This is a genomic window from Phycicoccus sp. CSK15P-2, from assembly GCF_016888005.1.
Classification (GTDB): domain Bacteria; phylum Actinomycetota; class Actinomycetes; order Actinomycetales; family Dermatophilaceae; genus Phycicoccus.
In genome coordinates this window covers 85257-107969 of record NZ_JAFDVE010000025.1, presented here as the reverse complement: position 1 = coordinate 107969, position 22713 = coordinate 85257, and the positions used below count along the sequence as shown (strand labels likewise).

The following is a 22713-nucleotide window of genomic DNA, read 5'->3' as shown; positions in this document are numbered from 1 at the left end:
GAAGCATCACGTGGCGTCAGGGTCACCACGCGACCTTCGTGACGCTAGACCTGTGCCCAGGACCTGGCAAGAGGACGCTCTGCCGAGAGCGACACGCATCGACGGGACTGCTTGTGGCGCAGTGCGGTTCGGCTGTTGAAGGTCAGTGGCACCGGGGGCAGAGGGTTGCCGGCCGGAGCTCAGCGTCCGGCGGCGACGACCGTGTCGAGGACGTCGAGCAGATGGCGTCGCAGACCGTTCGAACGCCCGACGAAGGCCCGCTGCCGGGCGAGGTACTCGGCCTTGCCCTCGGGGGTCTCGATCCGGACCGGGTCGTAGCCCAGCTCGCGCAGGTCGTACGGCGACGCCTGCATGTCGAGGACCCGGATGTCGCGGGCGAGCTCGAACGCGTCGGCGGTGACCTCGCTCGGGACGAGCGGGGCCAGCTTGAAGGCCCACTTGTAGACGTCCATCCCCGCGTGCAGGCACCCCGGCTGCTCGAGCTCGACCTGGCGCTCCCGGGTCGGCGTGAACGTGTTGCGCGGGGCCGCCGACGCCGTGAAGAACCGGTAGGCGTCGGCGTGGGTGCACCGCACGGTGTGCCGGTCGAGCACCTCATCGGTGCCGGCCGGGCCGAGCCGCAGCGGCCAGCCCGGGTGGCGCACGTCGTCCTCCGGGAGCCGGTGCACCATCGCCCACTCGTGCAGGCCGAGACACCCGAGGTGTGGCGGGCGGGACAACGTCGCGGTCAGGAGCTCGCGCACGAAGCGGACGGTGTCGCCACGCGCCTCGAGGAACGACGCGGTGTCGAGGACGACGGCGTCACCGACGACCCGGTGGTGACGCCAGGTGGCGCGTTCGGTGGCCGCCGCGCCCTCCAGCGCGACCCACGGGCCGGGGTGCCATCGGCGCAGCTTCGCGGGGGAGTGGTTGTAGTAGCGGAAGAGGAAGTCCTCGACCGGGTGGCTCCGTCCGTCCGTCCGGCGCGTGCGGTGGCCCCACGTCGCGGCGTCGACCCGGGCGGCGTGGGCCTCGGCCCGCGCCGCCCACTCCGCCGAGGGGAGGACGGTGGTCGTGGTGGACGGCACGGCGTCACCGTACCGGCCGGCGTGGGCTCAGGCCGGAGCCGGCTGGCCCTTGGGGTTGGGGCCGTACTCGTTGTCCGGCTTGCTGTCCTGGAGGCACATGACGAACACGATGATCGCGCCGATGCCGCAGAGGAGGGACAGCAGCCACCACCAGCCGGACCGGCCGGTGTCGTGCAGCCGCCGGAAGGTGACCGCGATGCCCGGCACCAGGACGGCGAGGGCGAAGATCAGGCTGAGGAACCCGGTGGCGGGCTGGCCCATGACCTCGGCGTCGCTGACCTTCAGGCCCAGCGCGCCGTCGACGATGCTCAGGATGATGACGGCGACCGTGACGAACAGCCACCACCACCAGTACTCGCTGCGTCTCGCGCGACCGCTGAAGGTCGCGTACTTCGACAGGACTGTCTTGATCGACTCACCGAAGGACATGACGGGTACTCCCCTCATAGAGACAGGGCACGTCCATGACGGACGTGCCCCTGCGGAAAATGACGCTAGCACCGATGGAAGCCGCCGACGAGTGGGGACATCTGCCGCGGTGTCGTCGTTGAACAGGCACGATGGGGTTGCAGCGGACCCGAGTCGACGCTTCGGAGGCGCCACGTGACACGTTCCTTCCTCGCCGCCGCGCTGGTGGCGGCAGCCGTCCTCGCGGGGTGCAGCGGCGCCGACGACGCGCCCGCGGCGGCCCCGGCCACGTCCTCTCCCGCGCCACCGAGCGAGACCCCCTCGACCACCCCGTCCGCTGCCGGAGACGTCTATCTCGCGCTCGGTGACTCCCTCGCGGCGGGCTACCAGCCCGGTGGGGCCGAGCTGCGCGACTCCGCGTACCCGGCGCTCGCAGCAGCCCGGATCGGCCGCGACGGCGACGACCTGGCCGTCGAGAACCTCGCCTGCAGTGGGGAGTCCACGACGTCGTTCCTCGAGGGCGGGCTGTGCGACTACGACGACGGCAGCCAGATGGAGCAGGCCGAGGCGCTCCTCGCCGAGCGCGCCGGGGAGGTCGCCCTGGTGAGCATCGACATCGGGGGCAACGACCTCCGGCGCTGCGTCGGGCGCGAGCTCACGGTCGACGCGTCGTGCGTGGAGGACGGCCTCGGGACGGTGCGTGAGAACCTGCCGACGATCCTGTCCCGCCTCCGCGCGGCGGCGGGGCCGGACGTCCCGGTGCTCGTCCTCGGCTACTACAACCCCTGGCTCGCCGCGTCCTACCTCGGCGAAGGGCAGGCCGAGCTGGACGCCGCCTCCGACGCCTACTCGGCGCTCGACACCGCGATCACCCGGGCTGCGAAGGGCGCTGGGGCGCAGTCCGTCCCGCTCACGGCGGCGTTCAAGCTCGACGACGACAGCCCGACGACGTTCGGCGGGCGCGAGGTGCCGACGAACGTCGCCCAGGTGTGCACGCTCACGTACATCTGCACCGCCTTCGACATCCATCTCACCGACGAGGGGGCGGCCGTCGTCGCCCGGGTCCTCGCCGACGCCGCCGACAAGGCCGGGGTCTGAGCGGGGCGTCCGCGGTCGTAGGCTCCGAGCATGCGCATCGCGAGGTTCACGACCGGTGAGGACCCCGTCTACGGGCTCGTCGACGGGGCGGGGGAGAAGATCGCCGAGGTCACCGGCGACCCGCTCTACCAGCGGATCGAGCTGACCGGGGCGACCCACCTCGTCGAGGACGTCCGGCTGCTCGCGCCGGTCATCCCACGGAGCAAGGTCATCGGCATCGGCAAGAACTACGCCGACCACGCGGCTGAGATGGGCGGCGAGGCTCCGGAGGAGCCGTTGATGTTCCTCGTGCCGAACACCGCCGTCGTGGGCCCGGGTGACCCGGTCGTGCTGCCGCCGCAGTCCGCCGAGGTGCACTACGAGGGCGAGCTCGCGGTCGTCATCGGGCGGATGTGCAAGGACGTCGAGCCCGAGGACGCGCTCGGCGTCATCTTCGGCTACACGTGCGCGGACGACGTGACGGCCCGCGACCTCCAGCGCTCTGACGGCCAGTGGGCCCGGGCCAAGGGCTTCGACACCTTCTGCCCGCTCGGGCCGTGGGTCGAGACCGACCTCGACCCGTCCGCGCTCTCGGTCGTCACCCGGCTCGACGGCGAGGTCGTGCAGGACGGCTCGACCGCCGACATGGTGCACGGTGTCGCGGCCCTGGTCTCGCACGCGTCGAAGGCGTTCACGCTGCTGCCCGGCGACGTCATCCTCACCGGGACGCCGGCCGGGGTCGGGCCGGTGGCCGAGGGGCAGCGGGTCGAGGTCGAGGTCGAGGGGATCGGGACGCTGTCGAACCCCTTCGTGCGCCACTGACCGACGGGTGTCGGTCACGCGGCACGGTCGTGCCCGTCGGGGTGGCGCGGGTGGCCGCGACCCGGGTCGGCCGCACACGGTGGCCCGTTCGGGAGCCGGGTGAGCGCACGGTCATAGGAGCCGTCGGTGAGGTCCCAGACGACGGATCGGCCACGGTCGTCACGGCGTTCCCGGACCTGCGCCCACAGGCGTCTGCGGTGGACCGTGGTGTGGTGGCGCTGGCAGAGCAGTGCGGCGTTCGCGACGTCGGTGGCACCTCCATCGGCCCAGTGCCGCACATGGTGCGCGCGGGCTCGGTCCGGAGGAGAGGTGCACCCGGGGTATGTGCATCCTCGGTCGCGGAGCCGCAGCAGCCGGCGCTGGGCGCGGGTGAAGAGGCGCGCCAGACGGCCGACATCGAGTACCTCGCCGGCGCTGCCGAGCACGTAGGGGATGACCGCGGCATCGCAGGCGATCTGCCGCAGGGTCTCGGGGGAGACGATCGTGCCGTCGGCAACCGAGCCGATCACCTCGCCTGCCCCGATGCGGGCCTCCAGGTCCGCGAGGTCGACGCCGACGTGGAGGACGGCACCCGCGACCGACGGGTCGCCGGCGGCCTCGGCCGCTGTCGTGGAAGCGGCCCGGCAGAGCTCGGTGAGCGCCTCGACCCGCCGTTGCCCGGCCGGGCGGAGGTCCGGCTCCCCGGTCTCCCCGTTGGGTGCCGGAGCGGACGACGGCCCGATGGCTGCCTCCAGCGTCGCTGCCTGTTCGGGGGTCATCCACAGCTGGTACTCGGTGAGGTCGCCGGACTCGACGTGCGGCATCGAGAGCCTCGCCGCCGATGCGAGCCGCTGCTGCAGGTCGTCGAGGGCTCCGTCGTGACCGTGCTCGGCGAGGAGCTGCGGCCGAAGCCGCCGCATCATCGACGGGCCCCATCGCTCCGCGAGGTCGACGAGCGCGGAGGTGACGGTGGGGACGGCCTCGGTGCGCAGGAGTGGATCGAGCCGGCGTGCCTCGCGCAGGACCGCACACCCGGTGCCCGCCTCGACGCGGCCGAGCCGCACCGCGTTCCAGACGATGCCGATGGGTGAGCAGGCCTCCGGGGCGGCGCCGGTGAGACCGGTCGCGGCGGCGACGTCGACCGCGATGCGGGCCACCGATGCCGCGCCGCCCTGCCGCAAGGACCGCGCGTTCTCGCGGACCCATGCCTGCACCTCGGAGCCGGCTGCCTCGCCCCGTCGGGTCGCCTCGACAGCGACGGTGACCCGGGCAGCCGAACCGGCGGCAGCCAGGTCGTCGACGAGGCCCATGAGCTCGGCCAGCTCGGCGCCCGAGGCCTCGTGCAGGACGTCGTCCAGACCCGCCAGCGCCTCGCGCGCAGCGATGACCCGGGAGCGTCGCTCCGCGAGGTCTGGGGTGCTCGAGGCCATGACTCAGTCTATCGAACATATGTATGAATAGGAGATGTTCGCCGCGCCGAGTGTCCGAGTTCGCCTACAGCAGAACGAGACCGGCTGGTGCCGGTCACGCAGGGCAGAGCGCGATGTCGTCGGATCGCGCCGTTCCGGCCTCTCGACCTGAGCCGCCGGTGACGCCGTCCGAGCCCCGGCTGCCGGCCACGCCCGCCGAACCCCAGCACGTGCGCCACGCCGCGTCTCCTGCACCCGCCCTGTCGTGCCCATCTCCGTCGTGACGGGCCCTCGATGCGCCGAGGTCCGGGCCGGCGTCGGTCCTGCGGCTCCGTGCCGCGCCGCGCTCACTACGCTGGGCCCATCATGACGACCGACACCCCAGCAGCAGCCCCGTCCGGTGACCTCCCCGGGCCCGTCCGCCTCCGCGTCGCCCCGTCGCCCACAGGCGACCCGCATGTCGGCACGGCGTACATGTCGCTGTTCAACCTGGCCTTCGCGCGACAGCAGGGCGGGCGCTTCCTCCTGCGCATCGAGGACACCGACCGCACCCGCTTCCGCGAGGACTCCGAGCAGCAGGTCTTCGACACCCTCCGGTGGCTCGGCCTCACCTGGGACGAGGGGCCCGACATCGGCGGCCCGGCCGCGCCCTACCGGCAGAGCGAGCGGCTCACCACCTACCGGCCGTACGTCGAGCGGCTGCTCGCCGAGGGGCACGCGTACCACTGCTGGTGCTCCACCGAGCGGCTCGCCGAGATGCGTGCCGAGCAGCAGCGGCTCAAGGAGCCCACCGGCTACGACCGGCTCTGCCATGGCAAGACGGAGGAGGAGCGGCGCGCGCTACCGGGATTCAGCGAGACCCCGGTCGTGCGGATGCTCGTCCCCGACGACGTCGAGCTGCACTTCGACGACCTCGTCCGCGGCCGGCTCTCCGCTCCGCGCCCCGACGACCAGGTCATCCTCAAGGCGGACGGGTTCCCCACCTACCACCTCGCCGTCGTCGTCGACGACCACGAGATGGGCATCACCCACGTCGTCCGCGGCGAGGAGTGGATCAGCTCCACGCCCAAGCACGTCCTTCTCTACCGCTGGCTCGGCCTCGAGCCGCCGGCCTTCGCGCACATGCCGCTGCTGCGCAACGAGAACAAGTCCAAGATCAGCAAGCGCAAGAACCCCGAGGCCCGGCTCACCTGGTTCGAGGAGGAGGGCTACCTCCCGGAGGCGCTCGTCAACTTCCTCGGCCTGCTCGCCTACCCGCCGGCCCAGGACGCCGACGGCAACGACGTCGAGGTCTTCACCTTCGAGGAGTTCTCGGCGCGCTTCGCCTGGGGTGAGGTCAACCCCGTCGGGCCGATCTTCGACCTCAAGAAGCTCGACTGGCTCAACGGCGTGCACATCCGCGCCCTCCAGCTCCAGGACTTCGCCTCGCGCCTGCTGCCGTTCCTCCAGCGCGACGGCGTGCTCGGCGAGGCCCCCTCGCTCGGCGAGCTGGCGAGGCTCGAGGCCGTGGCCGAGCTCATCCAGACCCGGATCGCGCACCTCACCGAGGCGAGCGACCTCGTCGGGCCCTTCTACGTCGCCGACGACGCAGTGGCCGTCGCCGACGACGCCCGGGCGCAGCTGAAGGACGACGCCGGGACGGTGCTCGACGCCGCGACGACCGCGCTGGCCGACGTGCCGGACCAGCACGACGGGCTGCTCGGCTCGGAGCCGTCCTGGCGAGCGGAGACCATCGAGGCCGCCCTGCGGGCCGCCGTGATCGACGGGCTGGGGATCAAGCCCAAGTTCGCCTTCGGCCCGCTGCGCACGGCCGTCTCCGGTCGCCGGGTCAGCCCTCCGCTGTTCGAGTCGATGGAGATCCTCGGCAAGACCGCCACGCTGACCCGGCTCGCGGCGCTGCGGGCCACCCTGTGAGCATGCTCGCGGGCCCGCGCGTCGAGGCCGTTCTCCTCGACGCCGACGACACCCTCTACGACACCCGCTCGGCGATGCACGCCGCCGGCGCGGCGGCCGCCCGCGCGCTCTGGCCGGACGCCGACCCCGAGCGGCTCGCTGCCGCGGGCGTCCGGTTCCGCAGCGATCCCGAGGGACACTTCGTCGCCTACTCGCGCGGCGAGATCGAGTTCGACGAGATGCGCCGCGCCCGGGTCGCCGAGCTCGCCGGCTGGCTCGGGCAGAGCACCGAGCGGGACTGGTGGGACGGCTTCGAGCAGACGTACGAACCCGCGTTCCTCGCCGGGCTGCGGGCGTTCGACGACGTCGCACCGGCGGTCGAGCGGCTGCTCGCCGCCGGGGTCGTCGTCGGCGTGCTCACGAACTCGTCGTCGACGTACACCGACCGCAAGATGCACGCCGCAGGCCTCGCGGGTCTCTTCGACGTCGTCTGCACGCGCGACACCCTCGGCTTCGGCAAGCCGGACGAGCGCGCCTTCCACGAGGCGTGCCGCCGGATGGGGGCGCTGCCTGCGACGACGATGCACGTCGGCGACGAGCTCGCGGCCGACCCGCTCGGCGCCGCGGAGGCGGGTCTCGCGGCGGCCTGGCTCGTCCGGGACGGCCAGCCGGACGAGCGCGCCCTCCGGCTCGTCGAGGCGCGCAAGGTGCCGGTCGTCCGCTCGCTCGCCTCGGTCCCGGAGCTGGTGGACGGCGATGCCGCGCGATTTGGGCCGGGCGCGGCCGCCCGGTAGTATCGCCACTCGGTTCGCCGGTCGGAGACCCTCGCGGGAGACTGGTCGGCATACCCCTTGGGGTATGGTGTAATTGGCAACACAGGTGATTCTGGTTCATCCGTTCTAGGTTCGAGTCCTGGTACCCCAGCTCTCGTCCCGGCCGTGGCCGGGGCGATTCGGAGAAAGCCCTCCCGTTCGGTAAGGTTCTCTCTCGTTGCCCGGCCGCCTCGCGGTCCAGGCGACAGCCACGGCCCCGTTGTGTAGTGGCCTAGCACGCCGCCCTCTCAAGGCGGTAGCGCGGGTTCGAATCCCGTCGGGGCTACATCGGTGGAAGGCCCGGTCCGGTACGGACCGGGCCTTCGTCGTCCCCGGCCCGGGTCATCCGCGCTGCTCACGCACCCGGGCAGCCATCGCGCAGACGCGGGCGTCCAGCTGCGCGTCGCCCGTGGCGGCGTGGACCAGCCACGCGCGGCGCAGGTCCCTGGGCGTCGGCCAGCGGTTCTCCCAGGTCACGAGATGCTCGACCAGCAGGTCGAAGACGTCGTCGCACAGGGTCGGGGAGAACACGACGACCGGCGTGCGGGAACGGGTCAGGTGGGCGGCCCGGCGAGCGGCGAGGGCGCCACCACCGACGACCACCGCGGCACGGTCGGGGCGTGGGAAGGCGAGCAGCCGGGTCCGGTCTCGGACGGCGCGGGGTCCGGGGTTCGGTGGCACGGTCGGGCCCTCCTCCTCGTGGAAGGTCGGATCGTCGTTCCCGATGGTCCCACGTCCGCGGCCGGCTGGGACAGGCCCGTGTCGGGAGGTGGGACGAGCGGCCGCGGTTGCGGACGCGTGCCTCACGCACGCCCCTGTCAGGCGTTGAGACTCAACACCGTCAGGGCTACCCGGGTCGACGGCCCGGGCCGTCGCCGTCCGTGCGTCGGACGTCGTTCTACGCGCTCAGGTCGGGGCGAGCGTCGTGAGCAGTGCGGCAAGGACTAGCACGACCGAGCCGGCCGCCGCCTCACGGCGCAGGGCGCTCCTGAGCGCGGCCGTGCGCCGGTGCACCGGACGCACCCGGGTCGCGGTCCCACCGCCGTCGACCGAGTGGGGGGCCGCTTCCGCCGGTCGGCGCAGGTCGAGCACCGCGCGGTGGGTCCTGGCGGCACACGCGACCAGCGCGGCGACGAAGACGAGCTTCGCGGCGAGGACGGCTCCGTAGGGTGAGGTCAGCGCCGCGACGTCCAGCCCGTCGGTGAGCCGGTAGGCGAGGACCGACCCCGTTCCGAGAGTCACGACGGCGCAGTTGCGGGCGGTCCGCGAGAAGGCGGCGGCGGCCTCGGGATCGGGCTCCCGCTGCCTGGCGCCCAGCCAGAGCCAGGCCAGACCGCCGATCCACAGGCTGACGGCCCCGAGGTGGACCATGCCGACGAGCAGGGTCATCAGCGCCCACACGTCCCCGGCCGAGTGCGAGGACCCCACGACTCCGAGCAGCAGCGGGATCGCCGCCGCGAACAGGGCGTTCTGCCGGTTCGGAGAGCGCGGTCGGTCCGGTTCGTCGTGACGAGACCAGGCGATCATCGCCGCGAGGACGGCGGTCGCGGCCGCCATCCGGAGACCGAGGAGGCGCCCGGCCTGGGTGGCGGCGATGCTCCCGAGGGACGGGTACGCCTCCACGCGCATCGACGCGACGACCAGGACGGCGCCGAGCAGGACGGCCCCTGCGCCCGCCGCCGTGTGGACCCGCGCCCGACCCGACCTCGTCGACCCGGGCCAGACCCAGGTCGCGACGTAGCCGAACCCGAGACCGACGAGGCCGACTCCGGTCGCCAGCGCCCCCAGCGCCGCGAGGGCACGGGCGACTGGTCCGTTGCTCGGGGATCCGCCACCCTCGATGCGGACCACCGGCGCGTCACCCACGGCGAAGGCGAAGACCGAGCGAACGGAGTGCCCGTCCGGGCCCTGCGCCGCCACGGTGACAAGGTAGCTGCCGTCCGACAGGGCGGGGAGGTCGAGGGTGCCGGAGGATACGGCCGGGTCGGTCGAGTCGCTCGTGAGCGGTCCACTGACCAGCACCTCACCCGCTGCCGAGGTGACCTCGACGTCAGTGTCCCGGAGGGGCAGGGGTTCGGAGAAGGCCACCTGGAGCGCGGCGGGCGGTGCCTCGAGGTGGGCGCCATCCCGGGGGCTCGTGAGCTCGATGCGGGTGTGCGCGTGCGCCGCTCCCGGCGCGGACAGGGCGGCCACGGCGAGGAACAGGACGATGCATCGGAGTATACGCCGGGGCATGTCGGCCTAACGTCCCGCCCCGGCCGTCCGGCCGCGGCGCAGGACCATAGTGACGACCATGGGGATCGTGACGATCGTGTTGTAGAACAGGTGCAATTCGACCCGGGGGACGAAGAACTGGAGCAGGCTCATGGGCACGGGACTGCCGCCGAGGTTGTGCCCGATGGTCGCCTGGCCAAAGAGGAGTAGGTGCTCGGCGTGGTGCCAGAACTGGAGCACGAACGAGAGCATCCACCACTGCCGCGCGGCTCCGGCGAACCCATTCCGCAGGACCCACAGGCCGACGACCATGACGAGGGCGTAGCCGTAGTGCATGAGCTCGGAGGTCACGAGCCACGGGAATGCCAGCCCGAGGACTCCCTGGGCCTCGGGGACCGGCCACCCCAGGGCGTAGATCTGCACGGCTTGGACGATGTGCTCGCTCCAGTGGCCGAGCACGACGGCGCCGAAACCGATCAACAGGACCGAATGGGAGCTGCGCACGAGGTCGTCGACCCGGGCGGCGACGGAGATGGGGACGGAGAGGCTCATCGGAGCACCTCCTGCGCCCGGATCGTGGAGGCGGCCTGGGGGTGCGGGAAGAACCAGCGTACGAACCGGTCCCAGTTCGTCTCCCCGATAAGGCCGCGCATCGTGCCGAGGAGGCGGACCGGCAGCCCGATCCGGTACCGGATCCTCGGTTGTCGGGCGCCGGCGGCACGGACCACGCACCGGGCGACGGCCTCCGACGTCACGGCAGTTCGCCCCCGGCCGGTCGGGCGTTCGGTCTCGCGGTAGGTCTCGTGCCAGCGGACGAAGTGCTCCCAGAACGGCCCGTAGACCTCCTCGCGCCCGCTGAGCCCGAGAGCGGACACGTCATCGGGGACGAACCCGCCCCGGATGGGCGAGGGCTCGACGACGACGACGTCGAGGCCGAGGTTGCGCACCTCGAGGCGCAGGGCGTCGCTCAGACCCTCAAGGGCATGCTTGGACGCCTCGTAGTACCCGCGGCCCGCCGTGCCGAAGAGCCCGAAGATCGACGACATCATGACGATCCGGCCGGACCTGGCGGCGATCATGTCCGGCAGGACCATCCGGGTCAGCTCGAAGGTGCCGAAGAGGTTGGTCTCGAACTGGTCGCGGGCGGCGTCGATCGAGGTCTCCAGGACCGTGCCGTTGAGGCTGTACGCGGCGTTGTTCACGAGGAGGCCGACCGAGCCGTGGTGATCCTGGATCTCGGTGACGACCTCCTTCATCGACTGGGGGTCAGTGAGGTCCAGACGCCGGGTGTGGATGCCGCGGGCGGCGAGATCGCCCATCACCTCCGGGTCCCGCCCCGTCGCATACACCTCCCAGCCCTGCTCCTGGAGCAGGATGGCGAGGTGCCGGCCGGTGCCCGAGGAGAGACCGCTCGTGGACCCACACCCGGTGACGAGTGCGGCGCACGAGACCGGGCTCCACGACAGGGGAGGTGCAGTGGTCGTCGACATGGCTCAGGCCGTCTCTCGGTCGAACTTCTCAATCGTGTTCCAGAAGTTCTGGCCGGCGGTGGGGGCCTCGGCGTCCTCGTAGCGGTCGTGGTGTCGCCACCAGTCCCAGGGGTGGTCCAGCTGCTCCTCCTGGCGGCCCATCGGCGTGAGGTCGAGGTAGTTGTAGAAGTTCTTGAAGATGTCGCCGCCGCGGTCGAACACCGAGTAGGTGTAGTAGACGTCCTCGCCGTCGCGGATGAAGACGCTCACGCCGGGGATGTCACCCTCGTCGGTCGTGACGCCGTAGTCCCGGTTGAAGACGTCCCCGACCGTGGTGAACCAGGGGATGTCCCACCCCATCCGGTCGGCGAACGCGGTGAGCCGGTCCTGCTCGGCGCGGCTCGTCATGACGAACGTGGTGTCCCGTGCGTTCATGTGGGCCAAGTGGCCCACAGAGTCGGCCTGCATCGAGCAGCCGATACACCCCTCGCTCCACTCGGGTTGGAACATGAAGTGGCGCACGATGAGCTGCCGGCGGCCCTCGAAGAGTCCGAGCAGGGTGGTCTCGCCGTCGGGGCCGACGAACCGGTAGTCCTTCTCGACCCGGACGACCCCCATCTCGCGACGCCGCGCCGAGACCTCGTCTCGGAGCCTGGTCGCCTCCTTCTCAAGATCGAGCAGCTCCTGACGCTCTGCCACCCACTCCGTTCGCGTGATGACCCGGTTCATGGCGACCTTCCTTCCGATGGTACTGGCGTATTCGAGACGATCCTGTCCCGAACCGTCCGGGTGACGCTTCTTCCAGATTGCTCAAAAGCGCTGTGCGACAGGGATTTACCTGGCATCGACTGGGAGACCTCACGGCTCGGCGGCGATTGCCGCGATCTCGTCACCCGCCTGCACGGTGCGTCCGGGAGCGACGTGGACGGCGGTGACCACTCCGGCGCGGTCGGCGAGGACCGGGATCTCCATCTTCATTGACTCCAGGAGCGCGACCTGGGTCTCGCGGTCGACGGCACGGCCGATGTCGACGTCGACCTGGAGCACCGTGGCCACGAGCTCGGCCCGGACGATGAACTCGCTGTCCACGGCCGGGCCCTCAGGGGGTGAGCGGCCGCGCGAGCAGGTCGCGGCCGCCGGCCGCGTCGCCGATCCAGGTCGTCTCGTCGTCCGGGACCGATCGCTTCCACAGGGCGAGGTACAGGTGCTCGGCCGGTCCTCCGAGCGAGGCGACGACCGGGCCCTCACCGATGATCCAGTGCTGGAGCGTGTCGGTCGTGTGGAGGACGACGGCCCGGTCGTCGGGCAGGGTCAGCCGCCCCTGGTGGATCCCGAGCGGGACCGTGCCGTTGACGACCTCGTCGATCCCGTCCGCGGCCAGGTCGGTGTCGATCGGGCCGGGCCTGCGGATCGAGGCCTCGACGTCCCGGCGGTGCACGGCGTTCTCCAGCGCGGCCCGCCGCTGCCAGAAGCCGACCGTCGCGTGACCGGGGGCGAAGGACCACGCCGGATCGGTGGGGTTGCGGTCCAGGACCTCGAGCAGGCGGCGGCCGCCGTCGCGGATCCACGTGGCGAGGTCCCCGTCGGCCGGGGGGACCGCCCGACGGTCCGGCGCCCGGCCGGTCTCGATCGCCTCCGCCGCCATGCGGTGCACGACGCCGATGTGGAGGACGAGGTCGTAGAGGGTCCAGCCGGGGCAGTCCGGCACCGGTGCCGCCCAGTTCTCGGCCGGGGACAGCAGGTCCGCGACCCGAGCGACGTCCGCGCTCAGCGACTCCAGGTAGCTGGTGGTGAGGACGGGCATGGTCGACTCCTTCCGAGTCAGGTGGTTCGTGGTCGTCAGGCGATCCGCGGCCGCGTGGCCGCTCGACGGGACAGCCGGTGGTAGTCGCCGTCGAGGTAGACGAGCACGTGCTGGTCGTTGCGGTGGCGGTGGAGAGCGAGCACCTCGCCGATGTAGATGACGTGGTCGCCACCGTCGTGGGCCTTCCAGACCCGGCACTCGAGCGTCGACGAGGCCTCGGTGACGACGGGCGCGCCGACGGTGCTGCCCCATTCCCACTCGACCGGGCGGAAGCTGTCGACCCCGGTCCCGCGGGTCGAGGAGGCGAAGTGCCGTGCGGCGTGCTCCTGCTCGCCGGTCAGGACGTTGACCGTGAAGGCGGTGTCCTCCTCGAGGCGCGCGGCCACCTTGGAGCTGCGCCGCGCACAGAACAGGACGAGGGGCGGGTCCAGGGACACCGAGGTGAACGAGTTCGTCGTCATGCCGACGGGATCCGGACCGCCGGTCGCGATGACCGTGATCCCGGTGGCGAACGTCCCGAGCACGTCGCGCAGGTCACGGTCGTCCCACAGGGCGGGGGCGGGGGAGGCGGGCGAGGCATTGACTGGCATGACGTGCTCCTTAAGCCCGGCCGGCGAGGCTGGGGGAACGGGTGGCATAGGGCTCCAGGGCCGAGACGAGGGCCGCGGGCACCCGGGAGGGCGCGGTGTCGCGGTTGTCGCCCCGCATGCAGGCGACCCGTTGGCGACCCCTCGCGACGAGGACCTCCTCGCCTCCGGGCCGGAGGTGGACGTAGTCGAAGGTGAACTCGACCTGGGTCTGGGTCAGGTCGGCCAGGGACATCCGGATGGACATCTCGTCGAACGCCGTCACCTCGTTGAAGTACTCGCAGTCCACCTTGATGGTGAAGAGCTTGAGGTCGTCCTGGAGGTCCGCGAGGACCGCCGGCGCCTTCTCCTTGAGGAACATCTCCCGGCAGCGTCCCTGCCAGCGCAGGTAGTTGACGTAGTAGACGTTGCCGACGAGGTTGGTCTCCTCGAAGCCGATCACGTGCCGGATCTCGTAGTACGCACTCGTCATGACGACGCCTCCTTCGCCACGGCGACCACGTAGACGCCGTCTGGCTCGTTGATCGAGGCGCAGAACGTCTCGACGGTCACGTCGCCGTGGGTGAAGCCGGCCCAGCCCTCGGTGTCGGCGTCCGCGTCGGTGCTGTGGAGCGGCGCGGACGTCACGGCATGGCCGATCTTGACCAAGGCCTCGCGAGCCGCCCAGACCCGCGTCGCACTCGTGTCGGCCGTCTCGTGACGGACCGCCGCGACGTGCTGGGCGAGTCCGTAGCCGTCCTCGCCGAGGAGGTCCTGCCAGACCTCCTCCGGGCGCCCGTCCACCCTCTCGAGGTCGCAGCCGAGCTCGATCTCGCCGAGGACGGCCAGGGTAACGGGCCCGCTGTGGGCCGCGCTGATCCTGTACCCGTTGAGCGCCGGCTTGCCGTCGCCGCGGTACTCGACCTCGACCGGCTCGCCGACGATGGCGCTCACGACCGTGGCCGTCGCCTGGCGACGCTCCGCCGGTGCGGTGTCGCCGTCGCCCACTCCGCGCTGCATCGCGACCCGGAACTCGTCGCCGAGCCGGCGCTCGAGGTAGGGGCCGAGCAGCTCCGGGACCCAGGGGCCCGTGGCACCCCGGTCGCGGACCGCGTGCAGCTCCAGCCCGGTCCACTCGGCGTAGACCGTGCCCTCGAGGTCGGTGACCCACAGGTCGTACCAGTACGAGCTCCCCTCGCGTCGCCGCTCGTGGGCGTGGAGGACGAGGGTGCGGGTCCCCTCCGGAAGCGGCAGCTCCTGGATCCGCTCCGCGGCGGCCGGCAGGAGGGTCGCGTTCGGGACGCAGACCTGGATGCCGTGCATGAAGGCGTCCCGCGCCGCCGGGCTCGCGAGGAGGAGGTCCTGCGGGCTCTGGTGGCCGAACCACGGCTGTTCGTCGCCGAGGCCGATCCGCGCGACGGCGGAGGTCGCCGAGATGCTCTGGTAGCCGGTGATGACCTGGAAGCGGGCACCCTGGAACATGATCGTCCCGTAGAAGTCGTCCGCCACGTCCATCGGCACCTGCATGTCGTGCACCGTGCTCGGCGGGCTCGTGAGCTCGGGCGCACCGGAACGCGCCGTCGCCGCGAAGTGGTCGGTGTGGAACCCGGTGTCCCGGGTGCGGATGACGACGTCCACCGTGTCGTCCCGGCGCAGCGCGGCGACCCGCACGGTGAGGGTCTCGCCGTCGGGGACGACGATCGGCTGGTCGAAGCGCACGTCCTCGAGCCGGACCGGCTCGCCGGTGTCGAGCAGGGCGCCCGCCACGTGGGCCATCGCCTCCATCCCCATGACGGCGGGGAAGAGGAGCGCACCGTCGAGGTCGTGCTCCAGGAGGTAGGGGTCGCTCGTCGTCGCGAGGTCGGCCTCGACGACGAGCTCCACCCCGGGCACGTGGACGAGCGGACGCTCGAGGAACCGCCAGAGGGGCAGCTCCTGCTCGTCGTAGGAGATCGTCGGGAGCGAGCCGGTGCGTCCGACGACGACGACCGAGGTCGGCGTCGTGGGGTCGCCGAGGAGCGCGCGGAGGACCCCGAGCCCCTCGTCGAGCGGGATCGGCTGGATCCCGTCCCGCACGAGCGAGTCCAGGACCCCCAGGCGCTCGCCCATCCCGGCGCCGGCCCAGACCGACCACTCGATGGTGAGGCACCGGCAGTCCGGGAGGTCGACCGCAGCCGCCTCGACGGCGCGCCGCAGGTCGTCGTTCGCCGTCGCGTAGTGCGCCTCGCCGCGCAGCCCGGCCCGGCCGATGATGCTGCCGAAGGCGAGCAGCAGGCGCAGCCCGTCCCGGTCCACCGCGTCGAGCACGGCAGCGAGCCCGGCGACCTTGGTGTCCCAGGTGCGTCCGAAGGCGTCGGGGTCGAGCGTCTCGAGCGGTGCCGGCTCGTTGAGGCCGGCTCCGTGGAGCACACCGGTGACCCGGCCGAGCTCCTCGCCCGCCCGGTCCACCGCCGCCCGCACGGCCTCGCGGTCCGTGACGTCGGCGACGTAGTAGCGCGCGCGGACCCCGGCGGACTCCAGCCGCCCGAGCGCCTCGGCGACCGTCGGCGAGTCGGCCGCGCTCCGGCCGAGGAGGGCGAGACCACAGCCGGTCTCCGTGGCGAGCGTCAGGGCGCACTCGATCGTGATGCCCTGGGCGCCGCCGGTCACGACGACGACGTCGTCGGCGCCGAGGACGGCGCGGTCGGTGTCGCCGAGCTCCAGCGGGGTGAGCACGGGGACGGTCCGGCTGCCGTCCGTGCCGTACGCGACCTCGCGGAACGAGGTGGTGGCGGCGACGTCGGCGGCGATCTGCTCCGCCCAGGCCGGGTCGGGGTCCGGCGGCAGCTGGACGACCGTCGTCGGGATCTCGGCGTGCTCCAGATGGAGGGTCTTGGCCAGGCCGGCCGATCCCCGGACACCGTCGAGCGTCACGAACCTCGTCCCGCCGGCGATCGCCTCGCGCGCCGCCTCGAGCAGGTCGGCGGGCTCGACGCCCTCACCTGCGGAGCCGGAGCGGACGACCACCCCGCCGACCGGCAGCAGCTCGCGGAGCCGGGCGAGGACGCGCTCGGCGACCTCGTCGGACCGGCCGACGAGCCGCCACTGTCCCTCCCCGGGCTCGGCGGCCCGGGGCTCCCCGACGGCCGGGGCCGTGCGGGCCCGGACCGCGAACGCGCGCACCCAGGGGCCCACGCCGGCCGCGGCCTCGCCCGCCTCGGTCGGCGCCTCGGCGCCGTCCGCGGCCTGGAGGACCTCGGCGATGTCGCTCACGGTGGCCGTGGCCATCGTCGTGTTGAGCGGAGGAAGGCTCACCCCCAGCGCTCGCGCGGCCTCGCCGGCGATCTGGGTGACCGTGATGCTGCTCAGGTGCAGCTCGTCCAGGGGACGGGTCTCCGGGGTGACCTGGCTGAGCGGCAGCTCGACCCGCTCGGCGAGCAGGTGGCGCAGGGTCTCCAGCGCGTCCCGGCTCTCACCGGCTCCGGCGTCGGTCGACGTCTGCACGGCGTCGTCACCGGCCGGCTGACCGGCGACCTCCGGCAGGTGGTCGACCTGGGGGGCCTTCTCGCAGGGCGACTCGAAGAAACGCAGCTCGCGCTCCAGGTCGACCGGGCGGGCGTAGCGGTCCGCGACGAGCGGGTGCAGGTCGACGTCGGCGCCGACGGCGTACGCCGCGCCGACGGCGGACAGGACACCGGACAGGCTGTCACCGTCGGTCGTGAGGGCGACGGCGGGCACGTCGGGGCAGATGTCCCGGGCCAGGGCCGAGAGTGCCTGGCCGGGCCCGACCTCCAGCAGGAGGTCGCACTCCGCGCCGAGACCGCGCAGCGCGGTGCCGAAGCGGACCGGCTCGCGGACCTGCTCCTCGAGCAGGGCCGGGACCTCGGTGCCGACGGGCAGGGCGTCGCCGCTGACCGTGGAGTACAGGCCGGTCCGCTCGACGGCGCTCGTGCCGGCCGCATCGTCGAGGTAGCAGCGCAGCCGGTCCGCCGCGGGGGCCACGTCGGGGGAGTGGAAGGCGTGCGACACGTTGAGCGGGGTCGCGTCGATACCCTTCCCCTGGGCCGCCTGGACGAGGCTGTCCACCGCGATCGTGGGACCGGAGACGACGGTCTGGCGCGGGCCGTTGAAGCCCGAGATGACGACCGAGGTGTCCGCGATGAGCGGCTCGACCTCCTCCGGAGCGCACCGCAGCGAGGCCATGGCCCCACCGGCCGCGGACGCGGACGCCATGATCCGACCCCGCTCGGCGGCGGCCGCGAGCACCTGGTCCTGGCTGAAGGCGCCGGCCCAGTGCAGCGAGGTCAGCTCGCCGAGGCTGTGCCCCACGCAGCCGACGGCGTCGACCCCGAGCTCCTCGAGGAGGCGGAGCCCGGCGAGCGAGGCCGTGACGATGCGCGGCTGCGCGGTCTCGGTCGCGGCTCCCGCCGCGCTGCGCCCTGCGGCGTCGTACAACGCCTCGACGACGGGGAACCGGCGTGCGACGGCTCCGCCGTCACCGTGGCCGGGAGCGCCCTGGCCCGGGAACATCAGCCCGAGCCGGGGGGCCCGGACGGCGGCACCGAGGAACCGGCCGCCGGCCGGGTCGACGAGCGAGGTCTCCCCCTCGTCGACCCGGTCGGCGAGGTCGCGCATCCGGGCCGCGGCCTGGACGGGGTCGGCGCTGACGACGGCCGCGCGGTGCCGGTGACCCTCGTCGGACGACAGGAGCGCGGCGGACAGGTCGGCGAGCTCGCCGTACGACATCGCGCCTGCGCGCTCCGCGAGCGTGCGGAGCCGGTCGGCGAGCCGCGCCGGGTCCGGGGCGGACACCACGAGCAGCTCGGCGTCCTGGCGCCCCCGCGCGACCCGGCGGGCGGTGCGGAACCGGCCGACCGACGACGGGGCGGGCGGCCCCTCCATCGTGATGTGCCCGTTGATGCCGCCGAAGCCCATCGACGACACCGCGGCCCGGCGCGGCCCCTCCGGCCACTCCTCGGGCTCCTGGGCGAGCCGGATCCCGGCCCCCTCGGCCTCGAACAGCGGGTGGGCGCTCGTCGTGCCGGTGACCGGAGGGATGACGCCGTGGTGGATCGTCAGGGCCGCCTTGATGAGTCCGGCCACGCCGGCGGCGGCCTTCGTGTGGCCGATGTTGCCCTTGATCGAGCCGACCGGGACCGGCGGGCCCCCGGCCCGGCGCCGCGCGGCGTCGAAGACGCCGAGCTCGGTCTCGTCGCCGAGCTTGGTGCCGGTGCCGTGGCCCTCGACGTAGCCGAGGCTGTCGAAGCCGTACCCGGCCATGTCGTAGGCGCGCTCGATGGCCAGGCGGTGGCCGCTCGCCTCCGGGCGGGTGATGCCGCCGATTCCGTCCGACGAGTAGCCCCAGCCGGTCAGGGTGGCGTAGATCCGGTGCTCCGAGGCGAGGGCCTCCTCCTCGCGCATGAGGACGAGCACGCCGCAGCCCTCGCCCGGCCAGAAGCCGTTGGACCGTCGGTCGTACACGCGCATCTCGCTCGTCGACAGGGCGCCGGTCTTGGCGAACCCGACGACCTCGAAGGGGTCGATGGACAGGTCCACCCCGCCGACGACCGCGGCGTCGAGGTGCCGGTTGGTCAGCGCGTCCGCCGCGTTCGTCACGGCGAGGATCGAGGAGGAGCAGGCGCCGTCGACCGTGTAGCCGCCGCCGCCGAAGTCGTAGTAGTTGCAGATCCGCCCGGCGATCGTGTTGGCGAGGCCGCCGGCGAGGGTGTCCTCGGTGATCGGCGGGAACGCGCTCTTGTACGAGGCCTCGTAGGAGGCGAGGAACTCCGCGATCCGCTCGGGATCCCAGTCCTGCTCCTCGAGGGCGGCCGCCAGGGTCCGCCGGACGTAGGGCCAGCGCAGCCGCATCTGGCTGGCGCGGCTGAACTCACCGGTGAGGGTGTTGCCGAGGATGACGCCGGTCCGGGTGGTGTCCAGGCCGCTGCCTCCGGTGTGGCCGGCGTCGTCGAGCGCACGCTCCACGGTGTCGAGGGCGAGCCAGTGGGTGAGGTCGGTCGAGCGGTAGGTGCTGCCCGAGACGCGGTACTTCGTCCGGTCGAACTCCCATCCCTCGATGACGGCGGCCTTCGTCGCGTAGTGCCGGTCCGGCGTCGCGGCGTCCTCGGAGTAGTAGTCGGAGCTCATCCGCTCGGGGGGCAGGGCACGGAAGGCCCGGCGCCCGGCCAGGACGTTGTCCCACAGCGTGGCGGTGTCGGGGGCGTCGGGGTACTGGCAGGCCATCCCGACGACGGCGATGCGGCTCATGCCGGCACCCCCTCACCGACGGGGACCCGGCGCGCTCGGCGGCGGGAGAGCAGGTCGTAGCCCCACCAGCCGATGCCACGGGCCAGGCAGACGATGGTGACCGCGAAGAACAGCGTGTAGACGACGTTGAAGACCACGAGGAGCCCGTAGACGAACGCGGTGGCGGAGCCGAACATGAACTGGGCTCGCGCCTTGAACGGGGTCGTCCCGGGGTCGGAGATCATGTAGTTGGTGAAGAGGATGAACGCGATCCCGCTCATGACGCTCAGCGCGGACATGAGGGCCACGTCGAAGACCCAGTGCCGCACCACGGCCTGGATGACGAAGCCGCCGAGCCAGCCCACGATGAGCGGGACCTTCTTGGTGAGCGTCGCGTTGAGCACCGTCCCGGCCGTCGCGATGATGAGCGGGATGCCGATCCGGATGAACGAGTTGACGTTCTCACCGAACTGGTACGGGGGAGCCACGCTGATCCAGGAGCCGAAGGCGAGCAGGGCCATCGTGATCCCGAAGTTCGACGGGTTCATGTAGTGGCGCATCCGACCGTTGATCGGAGCCTGGAGGACGTGCTTGGCCGTGACCCCGGCGACGACCCCGAAGAGGATCGGCAGCAGCTGGTTGTTGGCGTAGAGCAGCATGTTGACCGCGATGGCCGTGATGTGGCTCGGCAGGAGGAACTCGTAGAGCCCGCGCAGGCCGCGGCCCCGGAACCGGGCCTCGCGCTGCTGCGCCCAGGCGCTGAGCGACTCGAAGGTGAGCTCGGTCGTGTACGCGGTGAGGATGGCGAGGATCGGCCAGAGGTAGGGCTGCTCGAAGCCGAGGAGCCAGTACCCGAAGATGTTGAAGACCGAGACGGAGATCGCGAAGTTGCGCAGCGCGAGGTACCGGGGGTCGGCCGGGGGCTTGGCCTCGGGCCGGGCCGGAGCCGGGACGGGGCGCGCCGTGGTCGGCTCGGCGGTGGGGATCTTCGGAGGAGCGTCGGGGGAGAGTGCGGTGCTCACTTCGTGTACTCCTTGACCTGGTCCGTGAGGAGGAGGGTGTGCCGGCCCGGCAGGAGCCGGACGGGCTCGGAATGTGCTCGGCCGCTCCGGTCGAGCCAGGCGACGGTGGCCGTGACCGGCCCGTCCGAGTCGCCGAGGCCGACGTGGACGGTGAAGGCCCGCTTGCCGCTGTGGCCGCTGCCGCCGTCGAGCTGGGTCACCTGTTCGCGGCCGTCGGCGTCGCGCACGGTGACCGTGGCCCCGTACGCCGGGACGGTCGAGGACCCCGTGAGGCTGTCGCGGCGCAGCGAGAGCTCGAGGCTGCGGCCGACCGTGGAGGTGTTGCGGTAGAAGACCGGCTCGTCCCACTGGTAGGCGACGGCGAAGTCGAGGACGCCGGTCCCGGTCGTGTCGCCGATCGCGATGCCGCGGCTGGGGGTCTCGATGTCCGTGCCGATCTCGTGGGTGATGTTCGTGAAGCGGCCCGAACCGTCGGGGGCGTAGAAGGCCAGGGGCTGATGACCCGCCAGGTCGTCGCCCGGCTGCTGGTTCGGCCACATCGAGGGCTCGCGCACGAGCACGTCGTTGGCCGTCGCGAGCTCCTGGAGCCACGCCCAGCGGTTGTGCTCACCCTTGACGAACCCGGCGGTCTGGATGACGTCGGGGGAGCCGGAGTTGCGGAAGTCGCCGGCCTTGACGTCCCAGGACCATCCCGTCCACGCCATGCCGCGCTCCTGGGCGGTCTGGGTGAAGGGCGCGTGCCCCCGGGCCAGGTGTGCCGTCATGTCCTCGCCCGAGCGGGCGTCGTTGCGCCAGACGAAGTTGCTCTCCTCGAGCCCCCATGCCGTCGTGATGTTGCTGACGACCATGTCGAACTTGGCCCTGCCGTCGAGGTCGACGAAGTCGACGCCCATCCCCTTGAACGAGCCCTTGCCGACGACGAAGGACTTGGGGGTCGTCGGCCCGCGCGACCCGACCGCGGTGCTGAACTGGATCCGGCCGCGGGTCGAGGTGTTGCGCAGCAGGTGGTCGTGGCCGAAGTCGTTGGCGACGTACACCTCGGGGAGCAGGTCGCCGGTGAGGTCGGCGCCGGCGAGGCCGAGGGCCCACCCGCTCGCGTCCTCGTAGGGCACCGCGTCCTTGTCCTCGACGTACTGCGGACGTCCGTCGGCGTCGTTGCGCACCCAGCGCAGGACCCGCATGCCGCCCCCGTTGTTGGCCCGGGAGAGCGAGTCGTTCATGTAGACGTCCTTGCGTCCCGACGGGTCGAGCACACCGGACTGCGGGAAGTAGTTCCCCACGATGATGTCCGGGTGGGAGTCGCCGTCGAGGTCGCGCACGAGGACGGCGTTGGTGTTCCACGGCTCGCCTGAGTAGTCCCGGCCCTCCGCCGAGGACGGGACGAGCTCGACCTCCTCGTATGCAGAGGTGCTCGGCATCCGGACGTCGTCCTTGGCCTGGAAGACGATCGGGGTGCGGCCCCAGTAGTAGACAAGGATGTCGGTACGGCCGTCCTCGTCGAAGTCCCCCGGCGCGCAGCCCATCGGCGCCATGATGTCGCTCGTCGGGAGGTGCTTCGGCGCCAGGACGAACGGCTCGAAGCGGTCCTCGGCGGGAGCCGTCGGGGTGTACGTGACGACGACGCTGTCGGTGCGGGTGTCGACGAGACACATGCCGCTGTCGCGTCCGTGCCCTGCCAGGTCGTTGATGGCGATGCCGGCCCCGACCGAGGAGATCCACGAGCGGATGTGGTGGTACGACGGGTTGACGGTGCGGACGGTGCGCTTCTCGAGCGCGTCGTAGCCCGGCGGCATGGCGATGTCCATCCGCTCGAACGAGTACCCGTCCGCGGTCGGCGTCGGGTCCGGGTTCGCAGCGCTGACCGTCGCGGCCCCGTACAGGACGGCGAGCACGAGCACGGCGGCGAGCCCTGGTGTGTGACGGCGGAATTGCATATCGGAAGTCCTTCC

General features: G+C 72.2%; 19 protein-coding genes and 2 tRNA genes. 6 read left to right on the top strand and 15 right to left on the bottom strand.

The genetic code is table 11. From position 1 onward, the window contains the following. Nucleotides 1–179: 179 nt before the first annotated feature. Complete coding sequence (locus JQN72_RS15315; RefSeq protein ID WP_204135992.1) at nt 180–1067, bottom strand: 3-methyladenine DNA glycosylase; 888 nt, start codon at nt 1065–1067, stop codon at nt 180–182. A 27-nt stretch (nt 1068–1094) separates the two neighbouring features. Further along, the gene (locus JQN72_RS15310) at nt 1095–1496 is read right to left on the bottom strand and encodes a DUF805 domain-containing protein (protein ID WP_204135991.1); all 402 of its coding nucleotides are present in this window, start codon (nt 1494–1496) and stop codon (nt 1095–1097) included. 174 nt (nt 1497–1670) lie between these two features. Between JQN72_RS15310 and JQN72_RS15305 the strand changes: the two genes are divergently transcribed. Together JQN72_RS15305 and JQN72_RS15300 are read left to right on the top strand one after the other, a co-directional pair. Beyond that, entirely contained in the window at nt 1671–2573 is a 903-nt protein-coding gene (locus JQN72_RS15305; RefSeq protein ID WP_204135990.1) for an SGNH/GDSL hydrolase family protein, read from the top strand. Nucleotides 2574–2603: 30 nt separating this feature from the next. After that, nucleotides 2604–3374, top strand: a complete 771-nt coding sequence (locus JQN72_RS15300) for a fumarylacetoacetate hydrolase family protein (protein WP_204135989.1) — start codon at nt 2604–2606, stop codon at nt 3372–3374. A gap of 14 nt (nt 3375–3388) precedes the next feature. Here JQN72_RS15300 and JQN72_RS15295 read toward each other — a convergent pair whose 3' ends face one another. Further along, nucleotides 3389–4783, bottom strand: coding sequence for an HNH endonuclease signature motif containing protein (locus tag JQN72_RS15295; RefSeq protein ID WP_204135988.1), 1395 nt, complete (start codon nt 4781–4783; stop codon nt 3389–3391). A 345-nt stretch (nt 4784–5128) separates the two neighbouring features. On the opposite strand from JQN72_RS15295, the gene gltX reads away from it, so the two are divergent. The 4 genes from gltX to JQN72_RS15275 all read left to right on the top strand — a co-directional run bounded on the left by gltX (nt 5129) and on the right by JQN72_RS15275 (nt 7753). Beyond that, a complete protein-coding gene (gene gltX / locus JQN72_RS15290) occupies nt 5129–6676 on the top strand; it encodes a glutamate--tRNA ligase (protein WP_204135987.1) in 1548 nt (515 codons plus the stop codon). Nucleotides 6677–6678: 2 nt separating this feature from the next. Next, the gene (locus JQN72_RS15285; RefSeq protein WP_204135986.1) at nt 6679–7449 is read left to right on the top strand and encodes an HAD family hydrolase; all 771 of its coding nucleotides are present in this window, start codon (nt 6679–6681) and stop codon (nt 7447–7449) included. A gap of 58 nt (nt 7450–7507) precedes the next feature. Then, nucleotides 7508–7579, top strand: a tRNA-Gln gene (locus JQN72_RS15280). A gap of 101 nt (nt 7580–7680) precedes the next feature. Next, nucleotides 7681–7753 (top strand) — tRNA-Glu (locus tag JQN72_RS15275). 56 nt (nt 7754–7809) lie between these two features. On the opposite strand, the gene JQN72_RS18540 is transcribed toward JQN72_RS15275, so the two are convergent. From JQN72_RS18540 to JQN72_RS15215, 12 genes are all read right to left on the bottom strand, one after another. After that, nucleotides 7810–8148, bottom strand: coding sequence for an NAD(P)-dependent oxidoreductase (locus JQN72_RS18540; protein WP_204135985.1), 339 nt, complete (start codon nt 8146–8148; stop codon nt 7810–7812). A 225-nt stretch (nt 8149–8373) separates the two neighbouring features. Beyond that, nucleotides 8374–9702 carry a copper resistance CopC/CopD family protein gene (locus JQN72_RS15265; protein ID WP_204135984.1) on the bottom strand — a complete coding sequence of 443 codons (1329 nt, stop codon included), beginning with the start codon at nt 9700–9702 and terminating at the stop codon, nt 8374–8376. 6 nt (nt 9703–9708) lie between these two features. Continuing rightward, entirely contained in the window at nt 9709–10233 is a 525-nt protein-coding gene (locus JQN72_RS15260) for a hypothetical protein (RefSeq protein ID WP_204135983.1), read from the bottom strand. After that, complete coding sequence (locus JQN72_RS15255; RefSeq protein WP_204135982.1) at nt 10230–11171, bottom strand: SDR family oxidoreductase; 942 nt, start codon at nt 11169–11171, stop codon at nt 10230–10232. Before JQN72_RS15255 ends, JQN72_RS15260 begins: the two co-directional genes overlap by 4 nt. Before the next feature lie 3 nt (nt 11172–11174). Further along, on the bottom strand, nt 11175–11879 hold the full coding sequence (locus JQN72_RS15250) for a DUF899 domain-containing protein (RefSeq protein WP_204135981.1): 705 nt from the start codon (nt 11877–11879) through the stop codon (nt 11175–11177). A gap of 129 nt (nt 11880–12008) precedes the next feature. Next, a complete protein-coding gene (locus tag JQN72_RS15245; protein WP_307812725.1) occupies nt 12009–12239 on the bottom strand; it encodes a biotin/lipoyl-binding carrier protein in 231 nt (76 codons plus the stop codon). A 10-nt stretch (nt 12240–12249) separates the two neighbouring features. Next, nucleotides 12250–12954: a maleylpyruvate isomerase family mycothiol-dependent enzyme gene (locus JQN72_RS15240; RefSeq protein ID WP_204135980.1), complete on the bottom strand. Its 705-nt coding sequence runs from the start codon at nt 12952–12954 to the stop codon at nt 12250–12252. A gap of 35 nt (nt 12955–12989) precedes the next feature. After that, nucleotides 12990–13544, bottom strand: a complete 555-nt coding sequence (locus tag JQN72_RS15235) for a flavin reductase family protein (RefSeq protein WP_204135979.1) — start codon at nt 13542–13544, stop codon at nt 12990–12992. 10 nt (nt 13545–13554) lie between these two features. Further along, the gene (locus JQN72_RS15230) at nt 13555–14013 is read right to left on the bottom strand and encodes a thioesterase family protein (RefSeq protein ID WP_204135978.1); all 459 of its coding nucleotides are present in this window, start codon (nt 14011–14013) and stop codon (nt 13555–13557) included. Next, nucleotides 14010–19763 carry an SDR family NAD(P)-dependent oxidoreductase gene (locus tag JQN72_RS15225; protein WP_204135977.1) on the bottom strand — a complete coding sequence of 1918 codons (5754 nt, stop codon included), beginning with the start codon at nt 19761–19763 and terminating at the stop codon, nt 14010–14012. The genes JQN72_RS15230 and JQN72_RS15225 overlap by 4 nt, the downstream gene beginning before the upstream one ends. Continuing rightward, nucleotides 19760–20764 (bottom strand): enediyne biosynthesis protein UnbU, encoded by a 1005-nt coding sequence (locus JQN72_RS15220; protein WP_204135976.1) that lies wholly within the window; start codon nt 20762–20764, stop codon nt 19760–19762. The genes JQN72_RS15225 and JQN72_RS15220 overlap by 4 nt, the downstream gene beginning before the upstream one ends. Further along, the gene (locus JQN72_RS15215) at nt 20761–22698 is read right to left on the bottom strand and encodes a CRTAC1 family protein (RefSeq protein ID WP_204135975.1); all 1938 of its coding nucleotides are present in this window, start codon (nt 22696–22698) and stop codon (nt 20761–20763) included. Before JQN72_RS15215 ends, JQN72_RS15220 begins: the two co-directional genes overlap by 4 nt. Between the last annotated feature and the right edge of the window lie 15 nt (nt 22699–22713).